The organism is Marinifilum flexuosum, from assembly GCF_003610555.1.
Lineage (GTDB): Bacteria > Bacteroidota > Bacteroidia > Bacteroidales > Marinifilaceae > Marinifilum > Marinifilum flexuosum.
Map to the genome: position 1 here is coordinate 62,668 of NZ_RAPQ01000014.1, position 18,244 is coordinate 80,911.

14 protein-coding genes are annotated in these 18,244 nt (G+C 36.2%); 8 read left to right on the forward strand and 6 right to left on the reverse strand.

Annotation, left to right across the window (positions count from 1 at the left end):
- Positions 1-70 precede the first annotated feature (70 nt).
- Positions 71-1,141, reverse strand: coding sequence for a transglutaminase domain-containing protein (locus BXY64_RS20515; protein ID WP_120241836.1), 1,071 nt, complete (start codon positions 1,139-1,141; stop codon positions 71-73).
- Between the two features lie 185 nt (positions 1,142-1,326).
- Positions 1,327-3,054 carry a caspase family protein gene (locus tag BXY64_RS20520; RefSeq protein WP_120241837.1) on the reverse strand — a complete coding sequence of 576 codons (1,728 nt, stop codon included), beginning with the start codon at positions 3,052-3,054 and terminating at the stop codon, positions 1,327-1,329.
- Between the two features lie 1,463 nt (positions 3,055-4,517).
- Between BXY64_RS20520 and BXY64_RS20525 the strand changes: the two genes are divergently transcribed.
- Positions 4,518-5,435 carry a carboxypeptidase-like regulatory domain-containing protein gene (locus tag BXY64_RS20525; RefSeq protein WP_120241838.1) on the forward strand — a complete coding sequence of 306 codons (918 nt, stop codon included), beginning with the start codon at positions 4,518-4,520 and terminating at the stop codon, positions 5,433-5,435.
- 903 nt (positions 5,436-6,338) lie between these two features.
- On the opposite strand, the gene ovoA is transcribed toward BXY64_RS20525, so the two are convergent.
- The gene (gene ovoA / locus BXY64_RS20530; protein ID WP_120241875.1) at positions 6,339-8,474 is read right to left on the reverse strand and encodes a 5-histidylcysteine sulfoxide synthase; all 2,136 of its coding nucleotides are present in this window, start codon (positions 8,472-8,474) and stop codon (positions 6,339-6,341) included.
- Positions 8,475-8,877: 403 nt separating this feature from the next.
- Here ovoA and BXY64_RS20535 point away from each other — a divergent pair, with 403 nt between their 5' ends.
- Positions 8,878-9,117 carry a GlsB/YeaQ/YmgE family stress response membrane protein gene (locus BXY64_RS20535; RefSeq protein WP_120241839.1) on the forward strand — a complete coding sequence of 80 codons (240 nt, stop codon included), beginning with the start codon at positions 8,878-8,880 and terminating at the stop codon, positions 9,115-9,117.
- A gap of 3 nt (positions 9,118-9,120) precedes the next feature.
- On the opposite strand, the gene BXY64_RS20540 is transcribed toward BXY64_RS20535, so the two are convergent.
- Together BXY64_RS20540 and BXY64_RS20545 are read right to left on the reverse strand one after the other, a co-directional pair.
- Positions 9,121-9,438, reverse strand: coding sequence for an antibiotic biosynthesis monooxygenase family protein (locus tag BXY64_RS20540; RefSeq protein WP_120241840.1), 318 nt, complete (start codon positions 9,436-9,438; stop codon positions 9,121-9,123).
- Positions 9,435-10,382, reverse strand: coding sequence for a hydrogen peroxide-inducible genes activator (locus BXY64_RS20545; protein WP_120241841.1), 948 nt, complete (start codon positions 10,380-10,382; stop codon positions 9,435-9,437). Before BXY64_RS20545 ends, BXY64_RS20540 begins: the two co-directional genes overlap by 4 nt.
- A 222-nt stretch (positions 10,383-10,604) precedes the next feature.
- Between BXY64_RS20545 and BXY64_RS20550 the strand changes: the two genes are divergently transcribed.
- The 6 genes from BXY64_RS20550 (at position 10,605) to BXY64_RS20575 (ending at position 17,485) form a co-directional block, all read left to right on the forward strand.
- On the forward strand, positions 10,605-11,303 hold the full coding sequence (locus tag BXY64_RS20550; protein ID WP_120241842.1) for a 5'-methylthioadenosine/adenosylhomocysteine nucleosidase: 699 nt from the start codon (positions 10,605-10,607) through the stop codon (positions 11,301-11,303).
- Between the two features lie 15 nt (positions 11,304-11,318).
- Positions 11,319-11,798 carry an S-ribosylhomocysteine lyase gene (locus tag BXY64_RS20555; RefSeq protein ID WP_120241843.1) on the forward strand — a complete coding sequence of 160 codons (480 nt, stop codon included), beginning with the start codon at positions 11,319-11,321 and terminating at the stop codon, positions 11,796-11,798.
- Positions 11,799-11,897: 99 nt separating this feature from the next.
- Positions 11,898-12,347 carry a DUF3592 domain-containing protein gene (locus BXY64_RS20560; RefSeq protein WP_120241844.1) on the forward strand — a complete coding sequence of 150 codons (450 nt, stop codon included), beginning with the start codon at positions 11,898-11,900 and terminating at the stop codon, positions 12,345-12,347.
- Between the two features lie 131 nt (positions 12,348-12,478).
- Complete coding sequence (locus BXY64_RS20565; RefSeq protein WP_120241845.1) at positions 12,479-13,069, forward strand: DUF4251 domain-containing protein; 591 nt, start codon at positions 12,479-12,481, stop codon at positions 13,067-13,069.
- A 118-nt stretch (positions 13,070-13,187) separates the two neighbouring features.
- Positions 13,188-15,161, forward strand: coding sequence for a peptidase U32 family protein (locus tag BXY64_RS20570; RefSeq protein WP_120241846.1), 1,974 nt, complete (start codon positions 13,188-13,190; stop codon positions 15,159-15,161).
- Between the two features lie 209 nt (positions 15,162-15,370).
- Entirely contained in the window at positions 15,371-17,485 is a 2,115-nt protein-coding gene (locus BXY64_RS20575) for a M3 family metallopeptidase (protein WP_245996721.1), read from the forward strand.
- A 91-nt stretch (positions 17,486-17,576) separates the two neighbouring features.
- On the opposite strand, the gene BXY64_RS20580 is transcribed toward BXY64_RS20575, so the two are convergent.
- Positions 17,577-18,164: a TetR/AcrR family transcriptional regulator gene (locus BXY64_RS20580; protein ID WP_170150722.1), complete on the reverse strand. Its 588-nt coding sequence runs from the start codon at positions 18,162-18,164 to the stop codon at positions 17,577-17,579.
- Between the last annotated feature and the right edge of the window lie 80 nt (positions 18,165-18,244).

Sequence of the window (18,244 nt, forward strand, 5' to 3'; positions counted from 1 at the left end):
GCGTATATGCACAGTATGCCTTTGTTGCACCTGCGGCAGGCATATTGGTTATATACATTATAGGCAAGCTTTATATTTTAATTAGTTTAATCACGTCTTTGTTAATAAATGGTCCTCCTGGGTAATTTTTTGTATAGTCAAAACTTAACCAAATACCATCTTCATTTTGTACTACACCAAAATCATCGTCATAAATATCAGTGAAAAGCTTATTTAAAAGAGGTTTAACTTTCAAATTGAAATCGTATTTATTTTCAGCAACAAGAACCACAGGAAAAGCGTGTTGTTCAACCCAAACTATCCTTGTTTTTCCACCTACTGCTTTTATACACGCTGACATTAAAATTGAATAGTCATCACAATCTCCAGCCATTGAATTTAAACTTTCGGAAGCTTTTGCGTAATGCTCTACCTCTGATGGGTCTGAAACATATTTCCATGAACCATTAATTGTTTTAAATACAGAAAAATACCTTATAATATCTCCATAGTTTTTAAACAATTCATCTTCATTCTCAGAAAAATATTCAATCGATGCCTTATTCGAAAACTGTTTAATTTCAGAACTATTATAGTCAACTGAACTTACTAAGTCACTTTCGACACTTAAAACAATAGCTTCATTAACATCCTTAATCAGATTTGGATTGTTCTCAAATTTCTTTTCTACTAATGATAAATAACTTCTAAAAGCTTTCTCATAAGTTAATCCTCTTTTGTTAAAATATTGATTATATCCCATTTTCAAAAGCATGAAAACTAATAAACCAAATGCAAACCTTTTAAACTTATAAACAATGAAGTATAATACTAAAGCAAAAATAATAGCAATCACAATCATTCTGGTCTCTATCGATTCAATAGGTATCCACATTAGATATTGGTAATAACCAACGACTAAAGGAATAGCTATAACTAAGGCTATTAAAAGCAGAACAACATGTCCGAAACAACCTATACCATTTTTGTTCTCCTCAATAATTGTCTCATTTTCTGATTTATCCTGTATATCACACTCTAGTCTATCGTTATATTCTAGTTCTTCGTTGCAAGAAGGACATGTGAATTTCACACGTTTACCAGTTGGTACGTTAACTTTCTTTGAACACTTTGGGCAACTAACTACTTTTTTTTCTGTCATTTATTTTAAATCTATTGTTTTTATTAGGTTGTGTTTTTAATGTTTGCCAACGGTAAATTGTATAAGTAGTGGCAAATTGCGTGGTATTTTTCTATCGAATCCCAATGCAGTTTGAGTGGGCTACAAACCATGATATTTACTACATTGCCTATCATTCTTTAAACAAAATGTTAGCGTTTCGTATTTTATTTATTTGAATAATCCAATAGTCTTTCATACCCGATAATATCTAGCTCAATTCCTTTATCCTCTTTGTCATAATTTAGATGGATCCCATAAAGCATTTCCTCTCCATTGCTATCCATATCGTATATTTGATGTTGAATGTTTAAATCCCAACTTCTTCCAGTCCAATAGTAATCTTCTTTTATGTCTTGTTCTTCAATACCAGATAAATATCCTTCTCCTGCCCTATCAGTTCCATAAATTGAGGTGAGTTTAAATACAAGATTATTTAATACAGTAACACTCGGGTTATTTATTTTGGAACTACTTAAAAACACACTACTTGTAGACTTAGACTCTTTTGTTGAGGTAAAAATTCTTACCACTGCTTTGTCAAAAAAATCAAACTCTGGTTTTTCTAAGATGATATGATGGTCAATAAATTTACCTTCATACTCGCCTTCTGGATATTCTTTTAAAGCATATGGTAACAAGTCATAAAAATCATTCACAATAAGTTCCGCAATTGATTTTTCTATTATTTGTTTGAGTGGTTTGATATTTACCTTAAAAACTAATTGTCTTTTAGGTGAAACTAGATAATTGAGATGGAATGACACATTATCAAAATACCACATATTAAAGCATTGTTCTGATATAACTTTCGATTTTCCTTTGGCAATTCTTTTGATATTATTTAAATCAAAAAAAGGTTTACGTCTCTCATCGTCGTAATTACCACCTCCAAGCTTTTTACATAAACTATTGTAAATAAATTGCACTTGATTTGCATCACGAGTAGTGGTGAAAAGGTTGTAATCACGTTCACCATTTTCATATATGTGAATTTCTAACTCCTTAAAGGTCTCAAAATAATTCACTTTATTTTTATAGTAAACTTCAATAACACCAGCTTCTTTATCTTCTTTTGAAATTGGAATTCCAAGCTTTGTTATTTTTTGAATATCCCACAGTTTTAATTTAAGCTGATTTAGTACTACATCTCTTTCGTGATTATATAAAATAGCTTGACAGAATGTTGAAATCGAAATATATCTATCGTCATTAAAAACGTAGTCATTTAGTAATGACGTCGATTCCCACGGTACTTGCTGTCCGCCAGACAATCTAATTAGTTTATTTCTAACGTTTTGCAGCACTTGTATTATCGTTAGATTTGGTGTAAGAATTTCATCGATTAGAACAGAAGTATAAAGACCATTCTCTCCTTCACCGTCAGATGCAGTTTTATCTGGAGCTGTTGAATATGCTATTAAAGTTCCATATGGTGCACTCATATATGATAATCCTTCAACTGTTTGTGACCGATTCCAAGACCTTTCAAATGGATTATTTCTACATGCATCAAGTATGATAAAATTAGTTTCATTTATTGAATCACTCATTAAAGAAAGAATCTGATTCGCATTAATACAATCAAATTCAACTTGATTCTCACTTAAAGGATTTGCATCAGTTGGAATTAAATAATTTAATCCTTTTACTTGTATTCCATGTCCTGCATAATAAAATAAACCAGAGTCATATTCATTAAGATTCTCACCAAACTCATTAAGTGCCAGTTTAAGCTCTTTATAAGTAGGATTCTTAAGCACAACTGTTTCAAACCCCAATTTTGACAAAACATTGTCCATAGAGATAGCATCATTTACAGGGTTTTTCAATTTTGAGGCAAATTGATAATCAGAGATTCCTATTAACAATGCTAATCGTTTGTCTTTTTCCATTGTGATTCTTTATTAACATAGACACTAACTTCTAAAATGTGCACCAGCGCACTTATTTTTCTCATCTCAACTTAAAAAGCTGAAAACAAATACCAAATCGGTCAGCATCATGCACCTTTCCTTCGGTATATTCTCATATCCCTTTTGTTCGTGCAAGGAACAAATCCTTTCTAGATTTTCTTTTCTCAAAACTGCCGAACTCCCCCAAATCTACCAAACCCCACCCTCAATTCAAAACTTATGCTCAACTAATTTCACTCACAAATCTATTGCCCATTCAAATTATCCAGTTAAACCAAATCAATCCAAAACAATCCCAATTAAAATACCCACAAACGCCCCCTAATTGCAAACAAAATACAAAAAACAACAAGTAAGTTGACAAACAGAGAAAATACATTCACACCAACCAAATACACTTTCATCATGATTAATTGAACTTTAGGATGACCAAGAGTTCATTTTTGGTAAAAACACACCCAATCCATCAATTATCATATTTTGAATGATTCTAAACAGCATTTGTTTAAGTTTTCTTAATATTATCTAGAACAGCAGTAAATTCAATAAATGCAGGTTAAACATCTCAACCTTTTAAAACCTCACACTCCAAATTTATTTTGTATTGTTAATTATTCTTTCATACATTCGATATGAGTTTAGCTAAACAATACGATATATATTATCAATTTACTGCATTAGCGAAGAACAAGAGAAGGATTTGTGAGAAGGAAATGAATGCATAATTAATTGCGACCCCTTACATGACTGACAGATCAATTTAAAATTGATCCAAAACAAATTACACAGTCATTTAGACCTCTTACTCATGTTTTAGATACATTAAATCAATTTACAAGTACACTTACACGTGCTACAGGTACACTTAACCTGACAATCAGTCCTCTTCATCATTGTCCAGATCCATTTAATCTGACAATTAGTCCTCTTAACGGTACTCCAGATACCCTTAATCAGTTTACAGGTACACTTACACATGGTCCAAATCCAATGAATTTGTAAATCCGCCTGCTTCATCATTGTACAGATCCATATGATCTAACAATTGGTACTCTTGCTTTTACTACAGATAATCCTGATCAGTATACAAGCACATTTACAGGGAATCCAGGTACTCTTAACTTGTAAATCAGTCCCCTTCATCGTGGTACAGATCCATTAAATAATACAATTGATCCTTTTAATGTTAGTACAGATGCTCTTAATCAGTTTACAACTAGCCTTACACGAAGTTCAGGCATATCTAATTTGCAAATCGGAACTGGCATTCCATATATATTCTCCCTTTAAACCTTAGGCAACCACTGCTTCCATAAGGATACAGGCAACTGTATCAAACTACTACCCTCCTCACACTTTTGTGAGTTGAATACCAATTTACTTTCTTAATTTCCGGTAAGTGCTAAAAACAACAGATCACTTATTGGACAAATTTTAAATAAATGATCGCAAGACAATCAAGTAAGCTAGCAAGCTATCAACACCTCGAAGAGGCGTTGAACGACAACCAATCGGTATTCGAAACCGATGAATCTACAAAAGCTCAAATCATGGTATTTACAGGCTATCATACCAGATTGCGCACATTACGTAACGATTTGAATGAGCCAACACAGTGGATCACCAAGGCAAAGCGAGAATTGTTCGAAGAACTTTCAGACAATTCCAAGCTGGTAATCGTAGCGCTAATACGTTTCGCCAACGATACCAACAACCAGGAGCTGATCAATAAGCTGGATACCATACAGGAAAAATTATTAAGAACCTCTCAAAGCATACGTCTCGATGCTGCAGGACAATTGCACGATTTGGCACTTGAAAACCAAACCGAATTGGCCAACTACTCTATTACAGCCGAATTCATCACTGCATACAAGAAGTGCATAGATGATATCGAGGACAAAAATGCAGAGAGAATTCGCATCAAAGAACAGAATAAGCTCAACAAAAAGGAGTTTGAAGACTTGATTCGAACTACCGATATCTTTCTGAAAGAAAAGCTCGACTGGTCTATCGAAAGCTATCGTGTTTCTCATCCCGATATGGTAAATGCCTACTTTAGCGCTCGCAAACTACAAAAGGCTAACACCTCCCACATCGATGTACGGGGATTTATTGTAGACAAGGTAACAGGATCGGCCGTTTCCTATGGTAAGGTAAGTGTTGTTGAGAACGAAATGCAAACCAAAATCACCGAGAAAGGAAACTTCACGTTCAAGAATTTCCCTGAAGGTGAATTCACGCTTAAGATAGAAAACATCAATTTCGAAACTACAATGATTACCATTCGTCGTTACAGCAACCAATACCTTAACATTAAAGTAGAGATGCAGCCACAACCGGTTCCGCATCCAGCATAAAGCAAATATCCTTACTGATATTAAAATTAATAATTGTAAAGCCAAGGCATCCCCTTGGCTTTTTCAGTAAAATAATTTGTAAATGAATAAGCTAAGCTCTAAAAATGATAAACATAGCATTTGCACCCTCTTTACAAACTTTAATGTCACCTTCGGGCATTTATCAAATAAAAAGATAATTCTCAATCGGGAGCCGCCAATCGGACGCGAGTCGGGGAACACCGTAACCATGGAAGGGCGAGCAGTATCCGATTGGCTTGACCTTTTTGCTTACTTTTCTCATCTAAGGAACCGAGCTATGCGAGCTCATGAATACCCATGAAAATTATGAATGAATAAAAAAGTAAGAGCCCGTCTGGCTTGAAGACAAAAACAAATCACATTACCGTCGCAATAAACACACCACACAAAACAACATTCCCAATTGCGACGATTCCATTTAAAACACATTAACCCAGGGCGGCCGTCATTATCACTCCCTTCCCCTGGGCTATATGATCTTTACCCTTCAGGCAAAAGCAATAAAAATATCAAATAAAAAGATAATTCTCGATCGGGAGCCGCCAATCGGACGCGAGTCGGGGCACACCGTAACCATGGAATGGCGAGCAGTATCCGATTGGCTTGATTCTTTTGCTTACTTTTCTCATCTAAGGAACCGAGCTATGCGAGCTCATGAATACCCATGAAAATTATGAATGAATAAAAAAGTAAGAGCCCGTCTGGCTTGAAGACAAAAACAAATCACATTACCGTCGCAATAAACACACCACACAAAACAACATTCCCAATTGCGACGATTCCATTTAAAACACATTAACCCAGGGCGGCCGTCATTATCACTCCCTTCCCCTGGGCTATATGTTCTTTGCCCTTCAGGCAAAACCAATACTCAAAGAATAATTATTTCTTTCTCCAAACCGTTATTTCCGCTACCGTATGCTGAAACTTACGCGATGTTTCCCTTATCACGAAAGGCACATCTTTGGGTTCTTCCACCATTTCAAACTGATCAGATAAGATATCCTTCAAGCCCAGAAGCGTAGAGTAAGGCTCACCATCTTTTCTGAAGCCACCAATCCAGTTTTCAACTTCTGTAAACTCCTCTAACCAGGTATACGGTGAAGTCAATACCAACAAACCATCCTTATTGATTCTTTTGGCAATCTCTTTCAGGAATTTCTTCGGATCATAAAGTCTGTCCAGCAAGTTTCCTGCAAAAACCAAGTCGTAACCCGAATACAAAGTCTTCAAGTTACAAGCATCGGCTTGATAAAACTCTACCTTATCTCGATATTGGTCCAAACCAAAATCACTCAATTTAAACTCCTGGTACGAATTCAGTTGCCCCTCCTCTTGTCGGATGTAATTTAATTTCCCGCTCTCTTTAAGCTGCGTACCAATTCGGATGAAACGAGCTGAAAAATCAAGTCCCGTAACATGGTCGAAATACTTTGCCAGTTCGAAGGTCATGCGTCCGGTTGCACATCCCAAATCCAAAGCATTACTTCTCTTTACATCCTTTATATGACTTTTGATCAAACCAATACACGAAAGCGCATAATTTTCTACTCCAAAGTATTTTTGTCCGTACTGGAACTCACAATATTGCGATACCAACTCATCCGTTTCATAATAATCCGATTTGATTTCTACCTCCTCTTCCGATTCGATATATCGGAACCCGGCATGCTGAAAGAAGTGACGACGAAATGCGTACCGCGAATCCCGAATCGCAAGATTCCCCGTTGAAATCCACGATCCTCCTTTTATCAGGTTGTGCTTGGCATCAAAAGTAGGAGTCGAAAAATCATCATAGAAAGGATGCACCTCAAAACCATCTAAACCTGAAATCGGCATTTCGGTCCATTGCCACACATTCCCCACCACATCGTAAAAACCAGCCGCTTCGAATTGATCTACAGGGCATGGTGATGCATAATACTCCAGATTGATGTTTCCAGGCGCTTGCTCCCATTCCGGTTGATCCGGAATTTGCACCCTATCGTAAAGACGGTAATACTCCGCTTCGGTCGGCATTCTCAGTTTCTTTCCCACTTGCGCCGATTTCCAATTGCAAAAAGCCTTGGCCTCTAAATAATTTACTTCCACTGGCCAATTCCATGGCATTTCAACCTCCTCACTCATCAAACGAAGCTTCCAATGTTCTCCATCCTTCAACCAAAAAAACGGATAGCTGCACTGCTTGTATTGCACCCAATTCCAGCCCTCTTCGGTCCACCATTTTTTGTTTCCATAGCCATCATCATCCACAAATGCTTTAAACTCCTGATTCGAAACCAAGTACTTCGAGGCATTAAAAGATTTGATTTCAGATGTAAAGCTTCCAAATTCATTGTCCCAACCATAAAGGGCATCATCGCGATCCTTTCCAATGCTCACCTTCCCTGCCTCTATTTTTTGCAATATATTTTCAGGAGCCACAGCACTCTCTGTGCAGCTTTCAAACAAATCAATTTGTTGAACCTCATCAATAGACAGCTGCCTGATCAATACCGATGATGTCTCGATGTGAATACGTTGATGCTCAATCCCCATTAAAATTACCCAAAATTGAGATTCCCAGTTGATAGGCATTTGCAGGGGAAGTTCAAGAATCAGATTCTCGATGATTTGCCTCACTTGCATGCGATATTGCTTCACATCCTCCAGCTTAGGCCAGTCGTAATGCTGTTCATTCAAATCGTCCCACGACATTTCATCCACACCAACCGCAAACATCGATTCAAATTTGGGATTCAGCCTCTCGTTTAGAATTCCCGCCAGAATCAACTTGTTAATGTAAAAGGTAGCCGTATGTCCAATGTAAAATATCAATGGATGGCGAAGCGGATCAGCTCTCATGTAGAAAGCCTCCTCTGTTTTCAGGCTATCGTACAATCTATCATCCAACTCCCAGGTGACTTGAAAATATTTTAAAATCTCCGCCCTCTTTTCCTCAGGCCTTCCCTCGTTTAAAATTGGAGATTTGTTTACAAGGATGTCATTATTTAGTAGAATATCTTTCTTATTTTCCATTACAAATTTCATTAAGCTTAATACTCATCTGAAGTTAATGAAAAAACAAGCCATCGCAAATCAAACTCACAAACCCCTACTCATTTAAGAGAAAATTAACAGTTCGAAAACAAAGCAATCCATTATCCATCGCACCAAACAACACACACAAAACAACAATCCCAGTTGCGACGATTCCATTTAAAACACATTAACCCAAGGTGACCTCCTTTACCCTAGGCCATTAAGATATTTGCCCTTCAGGCAAAACCCGTTTAAACAACGTTTATTTATTGCACCAACAGTGACATTCAAAAATTTGTTGGGACCCATAGACGAGAAAGTCGTAAAGAACAGCCCGTCTGGCTTGAAGACAAAAACCACATATTTTTTCGTATCTTAATAAAAACCAACACAAAACAACATGACCTACATTCTCTTCATTATCATTGGAATCATTGCCGGCTGGCTGGGCAGCATCATTGTTAAAGGAAAAGGCCAGGGACTTCTCATCAACATGATCGTAGGAATCATCGGAGCCTTCATTGGTGGAAGCATTTTGGATCTTCTCAACATCAACATGCCTGGCTTTTTTGGAGTTCTGGTCGCATCAACACTAGGGGCCGTTGTTTTAATTTGGCTCATCAGCTTAATTCGAAGGTAAGCCTCATTTCTCAAAAAAGTAATCCGAATCTACCTTACAGATCCGAACGGCATATTTCTCATACCAATCTTCCTTTCCTCGTTTCTGTGCAATTTTATGCGCCGGATGCTCCTGCCATTTCTTAATTGCCTCCAAACCCTCCCAATACGAAACCGTTATACCCAATTCATTTCGTGCCGATTCCACTCCCAGGAACCCTGCCTGTGTTTGAGCCAGATCTATCATTGTATCAGCCATTTCCGAATACCCATTGTCTCCTTCTGCCCTTACCGATGAGAAAATCACAGCGTAATATGGCGTTTTAAATGTCTTGGCAATCATTGTTCTGTAAAATTTGTTTTAACCACTTCCTTATTCTCTTTATTCAGCATTTGCTTGGGAATACAATCCTTAATGGTACCAATCACAGAGGTCAGAAGATTCTTTCTCACCTCGCTTTTCAGTTGAATCAAACTAATCTCCCTTACCTTATCACTTCCTTTGATCTCTTTCAACAAATCCTCCTGATCCGCAGGAATCATTAATGTTGCCAGTTCAGGAACAAAAGTAATTCCGCCTTTGTATTCCACAATTCTTCGCAAAGCATCTATATTATTGCTTTCATAAACCAGTTCACTCTCCTCTTTTTTGTTTAAAGAACAGATATTGCTTACCTGATCCATAAAACAATTCCCTTCCTTAAGCATCCATATGCTGTTATGATCTATCTCATCAATGCCAATTTCATCTTCTTCAAACAAATCGTGCTTATCAGATACATAGAGATAGAACTTCTCGTAAAAAATCGAACAAACTTCCAAATTGCTCTTCAGTTGAATTGGGGTTGATATGATTCCTCCATGCAAACTACCATCTTTCACTCCTTGTAAAACCTCTTCGGTAATCATCTCCTTAACGGTGAGTTTCAATTTCGGATAGCGCTGATTGAGTTCATCCACAAACAAAGGCACCAAATATGGCGCAAGGGTTGGAATAATTCCCAAACAAAGCTCTCCCTGAATGTCTTCAGATAAATTCACAGCAAAATCTTCCAAATGCTTCGATTCTGTAATCAGCAACTGTGCTTTCTCCAGAAAAAGATTTCCATTTGTGGTGGGTTCCACCTGCTTTCTGCTTCTGTCGAAAAGCTTTATTCCCAGTTCATCTTCCAATGCTTGTATTTGCAAGCTAACCGCAGGTTGCGACACTCCCATAAACTTGGCCACCTTACCATATCCTCCTAGTTTTTGCAAAGCCAAAGCATATTCAAGCTGTTTTAAGGTCATTCTTTAATAATTATTTTTAATTACAAACCTAAATTTAATTAAATTATCTAATACCACTAACCAATTATCGACAATGTCCATAATTTCAAGCAAAATCTACTTTTATTAAATGGTAAAAGATAAAAAAACACGAATTGTTTATAACTTTGAGGGCTCTAAATAAATCGAACAATAAAGGCATTAGAACTTTATTCTTCAAACTTTGAACATTATACTGTATCCATGAAAATAGGTATTATAGGGGCAATGGAAATTGAGGTTGTAAGACTTCGAGCATTATTGTCGGATAAAAATGAACAAAAAAAAGGCGGTTTTGTTTTCTATACTGGAAAGCTAAACGGAAATGATATTGTTCTGTTACAATCAGGCATTGGAAAAGTAAATGCTGCAATTGGTGCGGCAATCATGATCGATAACTACTCTCCTGATTTTGTAATTAACACAGGTGCAGCCGGAGGATTTCCTGGTGATTTAAAAGTTGGCGATATTGTAATTTCGAAAGAATTGATTCATCACGACATGGACTGTACTGTTTTTGGATACAAAACCGGTCAAGTTCCTGGGATGCCTGCGAGCTTTGTTGCTGATGAAAAATTAATCGATTTGGCTGATAAGTGCATTCACAAATTGATTGATGTAAAAACCAAGACAGCAACAATTCTTACCGGCGATCAGTTTATGAATAATCCTGAAGCCACTAAAAATATTAAAGATACCTTCCCATCTGCCGAAGCTGTGGAAATGGAAGGTGCTGCAATCGCTCAAACTTGCTTTCAATTCAAAGTTCCTTTTGTTGTTATCCGATCAATTTCGGATATTGCAGGACAAGAGAATGCAGTTGAGTATGAAGAATTTGTTGAAACCGCTGCTGTAAACTCAGCAAATATGGTTGTTGAAATGACCAAAGAATTAGCAAAATAGTTTAAATAAAAGAATATGGAAAAGATAGATAGCTTTACGGTTGATCACAATAAATTAAAAAGAGGAATTTACGTATCAAGAAAAGATCAGTTTGGTGACGAAACCATTACAACATTCGACATCAGAACCAAATTGGCCAACCAGGAACCTGCTATGGATATTCCTGCAATGCATACCATGGAACATCTTGGTGCAACCTTTTTAAGAAACAGCAAAGAGTGGGCAGACAAAACAGTTTACTTTGGCCCAATGGGATGTAGAACTGGATTTTACATTATCTTCCATGGAGATCTAAAATCAGAAGATATTATTGATGTTACCAAAGAAATGTTCGATTTTATGGCTGATTTCCAAGGTGAGATACCAGGAACCAACAAAATTGAATGTGGTAACTATGTAAGCCACGATCTAACAGTTGCAAAATGGGAATCGGATAAGTACAGAAAAGAAGTGCTTTCTAATCTTACTGAAGAAAATTTGAATTACCCACAATAATTCAAACCACATAAAAAAAGCTAAGGTCGTCATTCACTGACGACCTTTTTTATTTCCTAATTTTCATTAAATTTATGGAAAATGAAATTGCATTAATCCATGAAAATTACAGGTTTTCGATTCTTTATTATTACTGCTTTAATACTACTTATTCCTATTTACAGCAATTGGAGATTGTTATTGAATGGTGATAAAACGGAAGGAATCGTTATTAAAACCAGTAAGGACAATATGGGGCAACTCTATTCCATTTATTCCATCATTCAATATGAAGTTAAAGGTAAAAACTACCAATTAAAAGGATTGGAAAATGTTGAATACCCGCTTGGGAAAAATTTTACCATACTATTTGATCCTAATAATCCTAATGATGCAATTCTATATAATTTCAAAGGCATTTACTTTAATCGCTCGACCTCTGTTGCCATTGTCATGTTCGTTTTGTGGGTAGCTTTTTATTTAAGCTTTAGTCCCAAAAGTGATAAAAGAAGATCTCAAAGAGAGAAGTTCAACTCCAATGGAAAACTCTCCCATCACAAATTAAACTAAGCCCTTGCATTTCATCAGATAACTAATTTTCAATCTTTTTAAGATTTGTTGACATTTAATTGGCACGCATCTTGCAATTCTGTGATCGACTGCAGTAAAATTATTTGGGTTAGAAATATTATTTAATAGTTATGAAACGAAATACATTAACATTAATAGCGATTTTAATATTGGGAGCAATCTCATTTTCAAGTTTTGCAGAAGGAAAAGAATTAACCAAGCAAGAAAAGAAAGAACTTAGGAAAGAAAAAAGAGCGGCTCGAAAGGCCGAAAGAAAAATGTATAACAGCGAAATGCATAAAATAGCCTATCAAGCATTAAAAGATCTGGATTTTGTACTGGAAGCAAATACTTTATATGGAAAAAGAGGGAAAACAATAATGGTTTCAGACCACTTGAATTTCATCTCTGTAGATAAGGATAAAGCAGTATTACAATTGGCTTTTATGGGTTATAGAGGTCCCAATGGATTAGGAGGTATAACACTTAACGGAAGAGTTTCCAACAAAGAATATTCCACAGACAAACATGGAAATCAGTTTTTGAAATTTAATGTATTGGGAGCAGCTCTAAACGCGGAAGTTAGAATTACCCTTAATGCATCAGGCAATACAGCCGATGCATATGTAAATGCTAATACATCAAGTGGTAAGATCCAATTTCGCGGAAGCCTGGTACCAAAAGTTGATACCAGAACCTACAAAAGTGGATTCGATATTTAATTGACATTAGTTTACAACTTTAAAACCGTTCTTTTATAAAGCAGCGGTTTTTTTGTGTACAAAAATCGTTAAGCCCAATTTTCAATTCTATCTTTGCAACAGAACAAATTTTTAAAGAATGAATAAACCTGAACTATTACTACCTGTTGGAAATCCTGAAATGTTTCATGCTGCCGTTAAAGGTGGAGCTGATGCTGTATACCTGGGATTGCGTCAATTTAATGCACGTGGAAGAGCATCAAACTTTACAAGCTCACAACTGCTAGCACTCATTAAAATTGCAAAGAAAAATAACATCAAGGTTTATCTTACTTTAAATACGGTAATTAAAAATGAAGAATTACCCGACTTGTTGGATACTTTAAATTTAATTCAGAAAACTGGAATTGATGCCATCATCATTCAGGATTGGGGCGTATACTACCTGGTAAAAAAGCATTTTCCTAAAATTACGGTACATGCAAGTACACAGATGGCTCACCACAATTCATTGGGAGCTATTTACTGCAAAAGCAAGGATTTCGAAAGAGTTGTAATGGCAAGGGAATTGACTCTTCCTGAATTAAAAGAAATTCGTAAGAAATCTGATATTGAATTAGAGATATTCATGCATGGAGCTCTATGCTACTCTTTCTCTGGCATGTGCTTATTTAGTAGCTTTCTTGGCGGAAGTGGTGCAAACAGAGGTTTGTGTGCCCAACCTTGCCGCAGGTTCTATGAAACAGGAAAAGAGAAAAGCTACGTCTTTAGTCTAAAAGACAATCAGGCTGTGGATGTATTGCCTGAGCTTATGAAAATGGGTGTAGAATCCATTAAGGTAGAAGGAAGATTAAAACCAGCAGAGTTTGTATATAATGTTTCAAGAGCTTATCGAAAAGTAATTGACAATAACGACTTAAAAACAGCCAAGGAAATTCTCGCCTATGATATGGGACGTGAGAAGACTGGTTATTTTCTTGCCGGAAATGTAAACAAAGCCATTACAGAAAATACAAATACTGGAATTTTGATTGGTACTGTTGAAAAGAGATCTAGAAACTCTGTTATTTTCACCTCCTCTCATGAAATACAAATGGGAAACAGAATCAGGTTTAAGCAAAAGAATGGTGAACCTCAAAAAGCCGTTAAAGTAAAGGAATTTAAAGAACTTAGCAATGGTACTTATCAACTTGAAATTGGAAATGTTGTAGCTGAGAAAGGCGACCAGGTATATTTGGCTGGAATGATGCAGGAAAAATTTCCCAACAAGTTCCGTGAGGAAGGTAAACCACTCAAAGCTAACATGCATAGAACTGAGAAAGCTAAAATTTTAAACTCTTTAGGAAAAAAGAATATTCCACAAAAAGAGCAAATCTATGTTCGCATTGATTCCTTAGCCTGGTTGCGTAAAGTAAACTTAAACGAGCTAAACTATTTAACACTTAACCTTAAAAAATCGGAATGGGAAGAGTTGAAATGGGATGTTCCTTTTCTTCAAAAGAATGCAAACAAACTAATTATTGAATTGCCAAAATTCATTCAGGAAAAAGATTTGGAATTCTACAAGCAGCTTTGCAAAAAAGCCATGCGAAATGGATATCAGAACTTTATGCTGAGTCATCTTTCTCAAAAGCTATTGCTTCCAAACAAAGCTCGCATTTCTTGCAACGAGAATGTTTACCTGTTTAACGATGCTGCAATAGCTCACCTGCGAGATGAAAAAATCAACCTATTCTGTCATCCACAGGAAAATGATCTGGAAAACTTGTTGAAGAGCAATGATCGTTTTGGAATTGTTCCCGTGTACTTCTACCCTCAATTATTCTACTCACGTATGCCAGTTAAAACGGTAAATGATGAGTTAATTGATGATATGCAAGGTGAATACAACAAGGAGCTTCGCGATGGAATGACCATTGTTTATCCAAAACACCCAGTTACCTGGATGCAACAGAAAAACAACTTGTACAAGGAAGGATTCAGAAGATTTTTAATTGACTTGAGCAATGAGAAAGTATCATCAAACACTTTTAAAAGACTGATGAAGAACTTCCAGCAATCAAAACAAGTACAGCCATCAACCAGCTTTAACTTGAAAAAAGGACTGAAATAATTAATTACAAATTAAGAATGAGTAATTGCGAATTTTGCAAATACCTTTGACATTAGATCTAATATTTCTATTACAATCGTAATTCGTAATTGCCAATTCGTAATTAAATAAAACATGTTGCTAAATGGGTAAAAACCCTTAGTAAAGACAGAGTTTTTTTACTATTTTGGCGATCGAACAATTTTAATATTAACACTAAACCTAACAAAGTGAAAAAGACGTTCCTTTATTTACTTGTAGCAGGTATGGCATTTACAGCCTGCGATGGAAAAAAAAGCGAGCAAAAGACTGACAATCCGTTTTTTGCTGAGTACAACACTCCATATCAAACTCCTCCGTTTGATTTAATTAAATTCGAACATTTCGAGCCAGCTTTCATGAAAGGTATGGAAGAAGGTCGTGCGGAAATTGATGCAATTGCAAACAGCAAAGAAGCTCCAACTTTCGAAAACACAATTTTAGCATACGAAAAATCAGGTGCTTTATTGGATAAAGTAGGAAATGTATTCTACAATATTAAAGGATCGGAAAACAACGATTCTATTGCTGCATTAGCTAAAAGATTATCTCCAATTACAACTAAGTATTATGGTGATATTAGCTTAAACGAAAACTTATTCAAAAGAATTAAGGCAGTTTACGAACAAAAAGATCAACTTGAACTTTCTGTTGAAGAACAAACTATGCTAGATAAAATCTACAAAGGATTTGTTCGTGGTGGCGCTAATCTTCCAGCTGACAAGAAAGATCAATTGCGTAAGATCGATGAAGAACTTGCTTCATTAACTCTTCAATTTGGTGAAAATGTATTGAAAGAAACCAATAATTTTGAATTGGTTATCGATAATGAAAAAGATCTTGCTGGTCTTCCTGCTGGTGTTGTTGCTGCTGCTGCTGAAACTGCAAAAGCTGCTGGCAAAGAAGGAAAATGGCTGTTCACTACTCAAAAGCCAAGCATGTTACCTTTCCTACAGTATGCTGATAATCGTGATCTTCGTAAGAAGCTTTACATGGGATATGTAAACCGTGGTAACAACAACAACGAGTACGACAACAAAGAGATTGCCAAGAAATTGGTAAATCTGCGTATTCAACGTGCTAAATTATTCGGATACAACAACTATGCAGAATATGTTCTTGAAAAGAACATGGCTAAGAATCCTGAAAATGCTTTCAAATTATTGAACAAGCTTTGGAAAGCTGCTCTTCCTAATGCGAAGAAAGAAGTGAAGGAAATGCAAAAAATCATCAACAAAGAAGGTGGTAAATTCAAGCTAGCTTCTTGGGACTGGTGGTACTATGCTGACAAAGTAAAGAAAGCAAAATACGATCTTGACGAAGAAGAATTGCGTCCATATTTCGAAATTAACAACGTTCGTGAAGGTGCATTTGCATTGGCTAATAAGCTTTGGGGTGTTAAATTTGTTGAACGTAATGATATTGCGAAATTCAACCCTGAAAACCAGGTATTCGAAATGCAGGAAGCTGATGGAACTCACATTGGTATTTTCTATATGGATTTCCACCCACGTGCTTCAAAACGTAGTGGTGCCTGGATGAGTTCATTCCGTAAACAATCAGGTTTTGGTACCGATAAAGAAGTTACTCCAATCATCATGAACATCTGTAACTTTACTAAGCCTGTTGGCGATACTCCTGCATTGTTAACTCCAGATGAAGTTGAAACTTTATTCCACGAATTTGGTCACGCTTTACACGGATTCTTCTCGAAGTGTAAGTACAACTACCTTTCAGGAACTTCTGTATCTCGTGATTTTGTAGAGCTTCCTTCTCAGGTAATGGAAAACTGGTGTTTCGAACCAGAAATGTTAGCAATTTACGCGAAGCATTACAAAACTGGTGAAGTAATTCCTGCTGAATTGGTTAAGAAAATTCAAAATGCTGGTAAATTCAACCAAGGATTTGCTACTGTTGAGTATTTGGCAGCTTCAATGTTAGATATGAAATATCATACTTTAACTGAACCATTGACTGAAGATGTAATGACTTTCGAAAAGAACTACCTTGAAGGTTTAGGTTTGATTCCTGAAATCTACTCAAGATATCGTTCAACTTACTTCAAGCACATTTTTGCTGGTGGTTATTCAGCTGGTTACTATGCTTACATTTGGGCTGGTGTTCTTGATTCAGATGCTTTCCAGGCATTTAAAGAAACTAGCTTATTCGACAAGCAAACAGCTAAATTATTCCGCGACAATGTATTGTCTAAAGGTGGTACTGAAGACCCAATGGAATTGTACAAGCGATTCAGAGGTGCAGAGCCAAACGAAGATGCTCTATTGGTGAAGAGAGGATTAAAATAAAAATCGCATTTAGCAATATTCAATATAAAAACGACTCACAATGTGAGTCGTTTTTTTGTTACCCATTATTCAATGATAATTTTTAATGGGTTTATTCCTCGTATTCTGCTTTGGTGATATACATATTCAAAACCTTCTGTTGCATGGCCTCAATCGGATATCCTTCTGGCTCTAATACAAAATTCATAGCAATACCATCCAACATAGAAGTCAAAAATTCTGTTTCCATTTCCGGATCGGCAGCTCCAGTTTTACTGAAATATTCATTCAGTACATCAAATTTCATACTTACAATTTCATCTAACTCTTGCTGATACAAAGGCAAAACTCCGGGTTGTAATCTTAAAGCATAAAACAGCTTAAAGAATTTTAAATTCTTCTCGATAGAATCAACGTAATCATTAATAAAGAATAGTAATTCTACTTCCTGAAGATCTCCATCTTCATTTGGATCCAAACCGTCGTATAATACATGAACAGCTTCGTCCACTATGGTATGCAGCAAATCTTCCTTGGTTTCAAAGTAAGAGAATAATTGATCTTCTGAAATCTCGGCAGCTTTTGCAATTTTTGCTCCTTTTGCGGCAAAATACCCCTCCTGCACGAAAATCTCTAAGGCGGCATTTAGGATCTCCCTCCTTTTCTCAACATCTTGTGGTAATATATTTTTAGAAGCCATAACAACAATCATTTAGATGAAAAACATCGGTTTTTACCTAAGTTACAACAGAAATTCGCTTACTTCCAAAAAATTATAAT

Coding starts and splice junctions, on each gene's coding strand:
- BXY64_RS20515 (WP_120241836.1), bottom strand. CDS start 1,141: ATGACAGAAAAAAAAGTAGTTAGTTGCCCAAAGTGTTCAAAGAAAGTT.
- BXY64_RS20520 (WP_120241837.1), bottom strand. CDS start 3,054: ATGGAAAAAGACAAACGATTAGCATTGTTAATAGGAATCTCTGATTAT.
- BXY64_RS20525 (WP_120241838.1), top strand. CDS start 4,518: ATGATCGCAAGACAATCAAGTAAGCTAGCAAGCTATCAACACCTCGAA.
- ovoA (WP_120241875.1), bottom strand. CDS start 8,474: ATGGAAAATAAGAAAGATATTCTACTAAATAATGACATCCTTGTAAAC.
- BXY64_RS20535 (WP_120241839.1), top strand. CDS start 8,878: ATGACCTACATTCTCTTCATTATCATTGGAATCATTGCCGGCTGGCTG.
- BXY64_RS20540 (WP_120241840.1), bottom strand. CDS start 9,438: ATGATTGCCAAGACATTTAAAACGCCATATTACGCTGTGATTTTCTCA.
- BXY64_RS20545 (WP_120241841.1), bottom strand. CDS start 10,382: ATGACCTTAAAACAGCTTGAATATGCTTTGGCTTTGCAAAAACTAGGA.
- BXY64_RS20550 (WP_120241842.1), top strand. CDS start 10,605: ATGAAAATAGGTATTATAGGGGCAATGGAAATTGAGGTTGTAAGACTT.
- BXY64_RS20555 (WP_120241843.1), top strand. CDS start 11,319: ATGGAAAAGATAGATAGCTTTACGGTTGATCACAATAAATTAAAAAGA.
- BXY64_RS20560 (WP_120241844.1), top strand. CDS start 11,898: ATGAAAATTACAGGTTTTCGATTCTTTATTATTACTGCTTTAATACTA.
- BXY64_RS20565 (WP_120241845.1), top strand. CDS start 12,479: ATGAAACGAAATACATTAACATTAATAGCGATTTTAATATTGGGAGCA.
- BXY64_RS20570 (WP_120241846.1), top strand. CDS start 13,188: ATGAATAAACCTGAACTATTACTACCTGTTGGAAATCCTGAAATGTTT.
- BXY64_RS20580 (WP_170150722.1), bottom strand. CDS start 18,164: ATGGCTTCTAAAAATATATTACCACAAGATGTTGAGAAAAGGAGGGAG.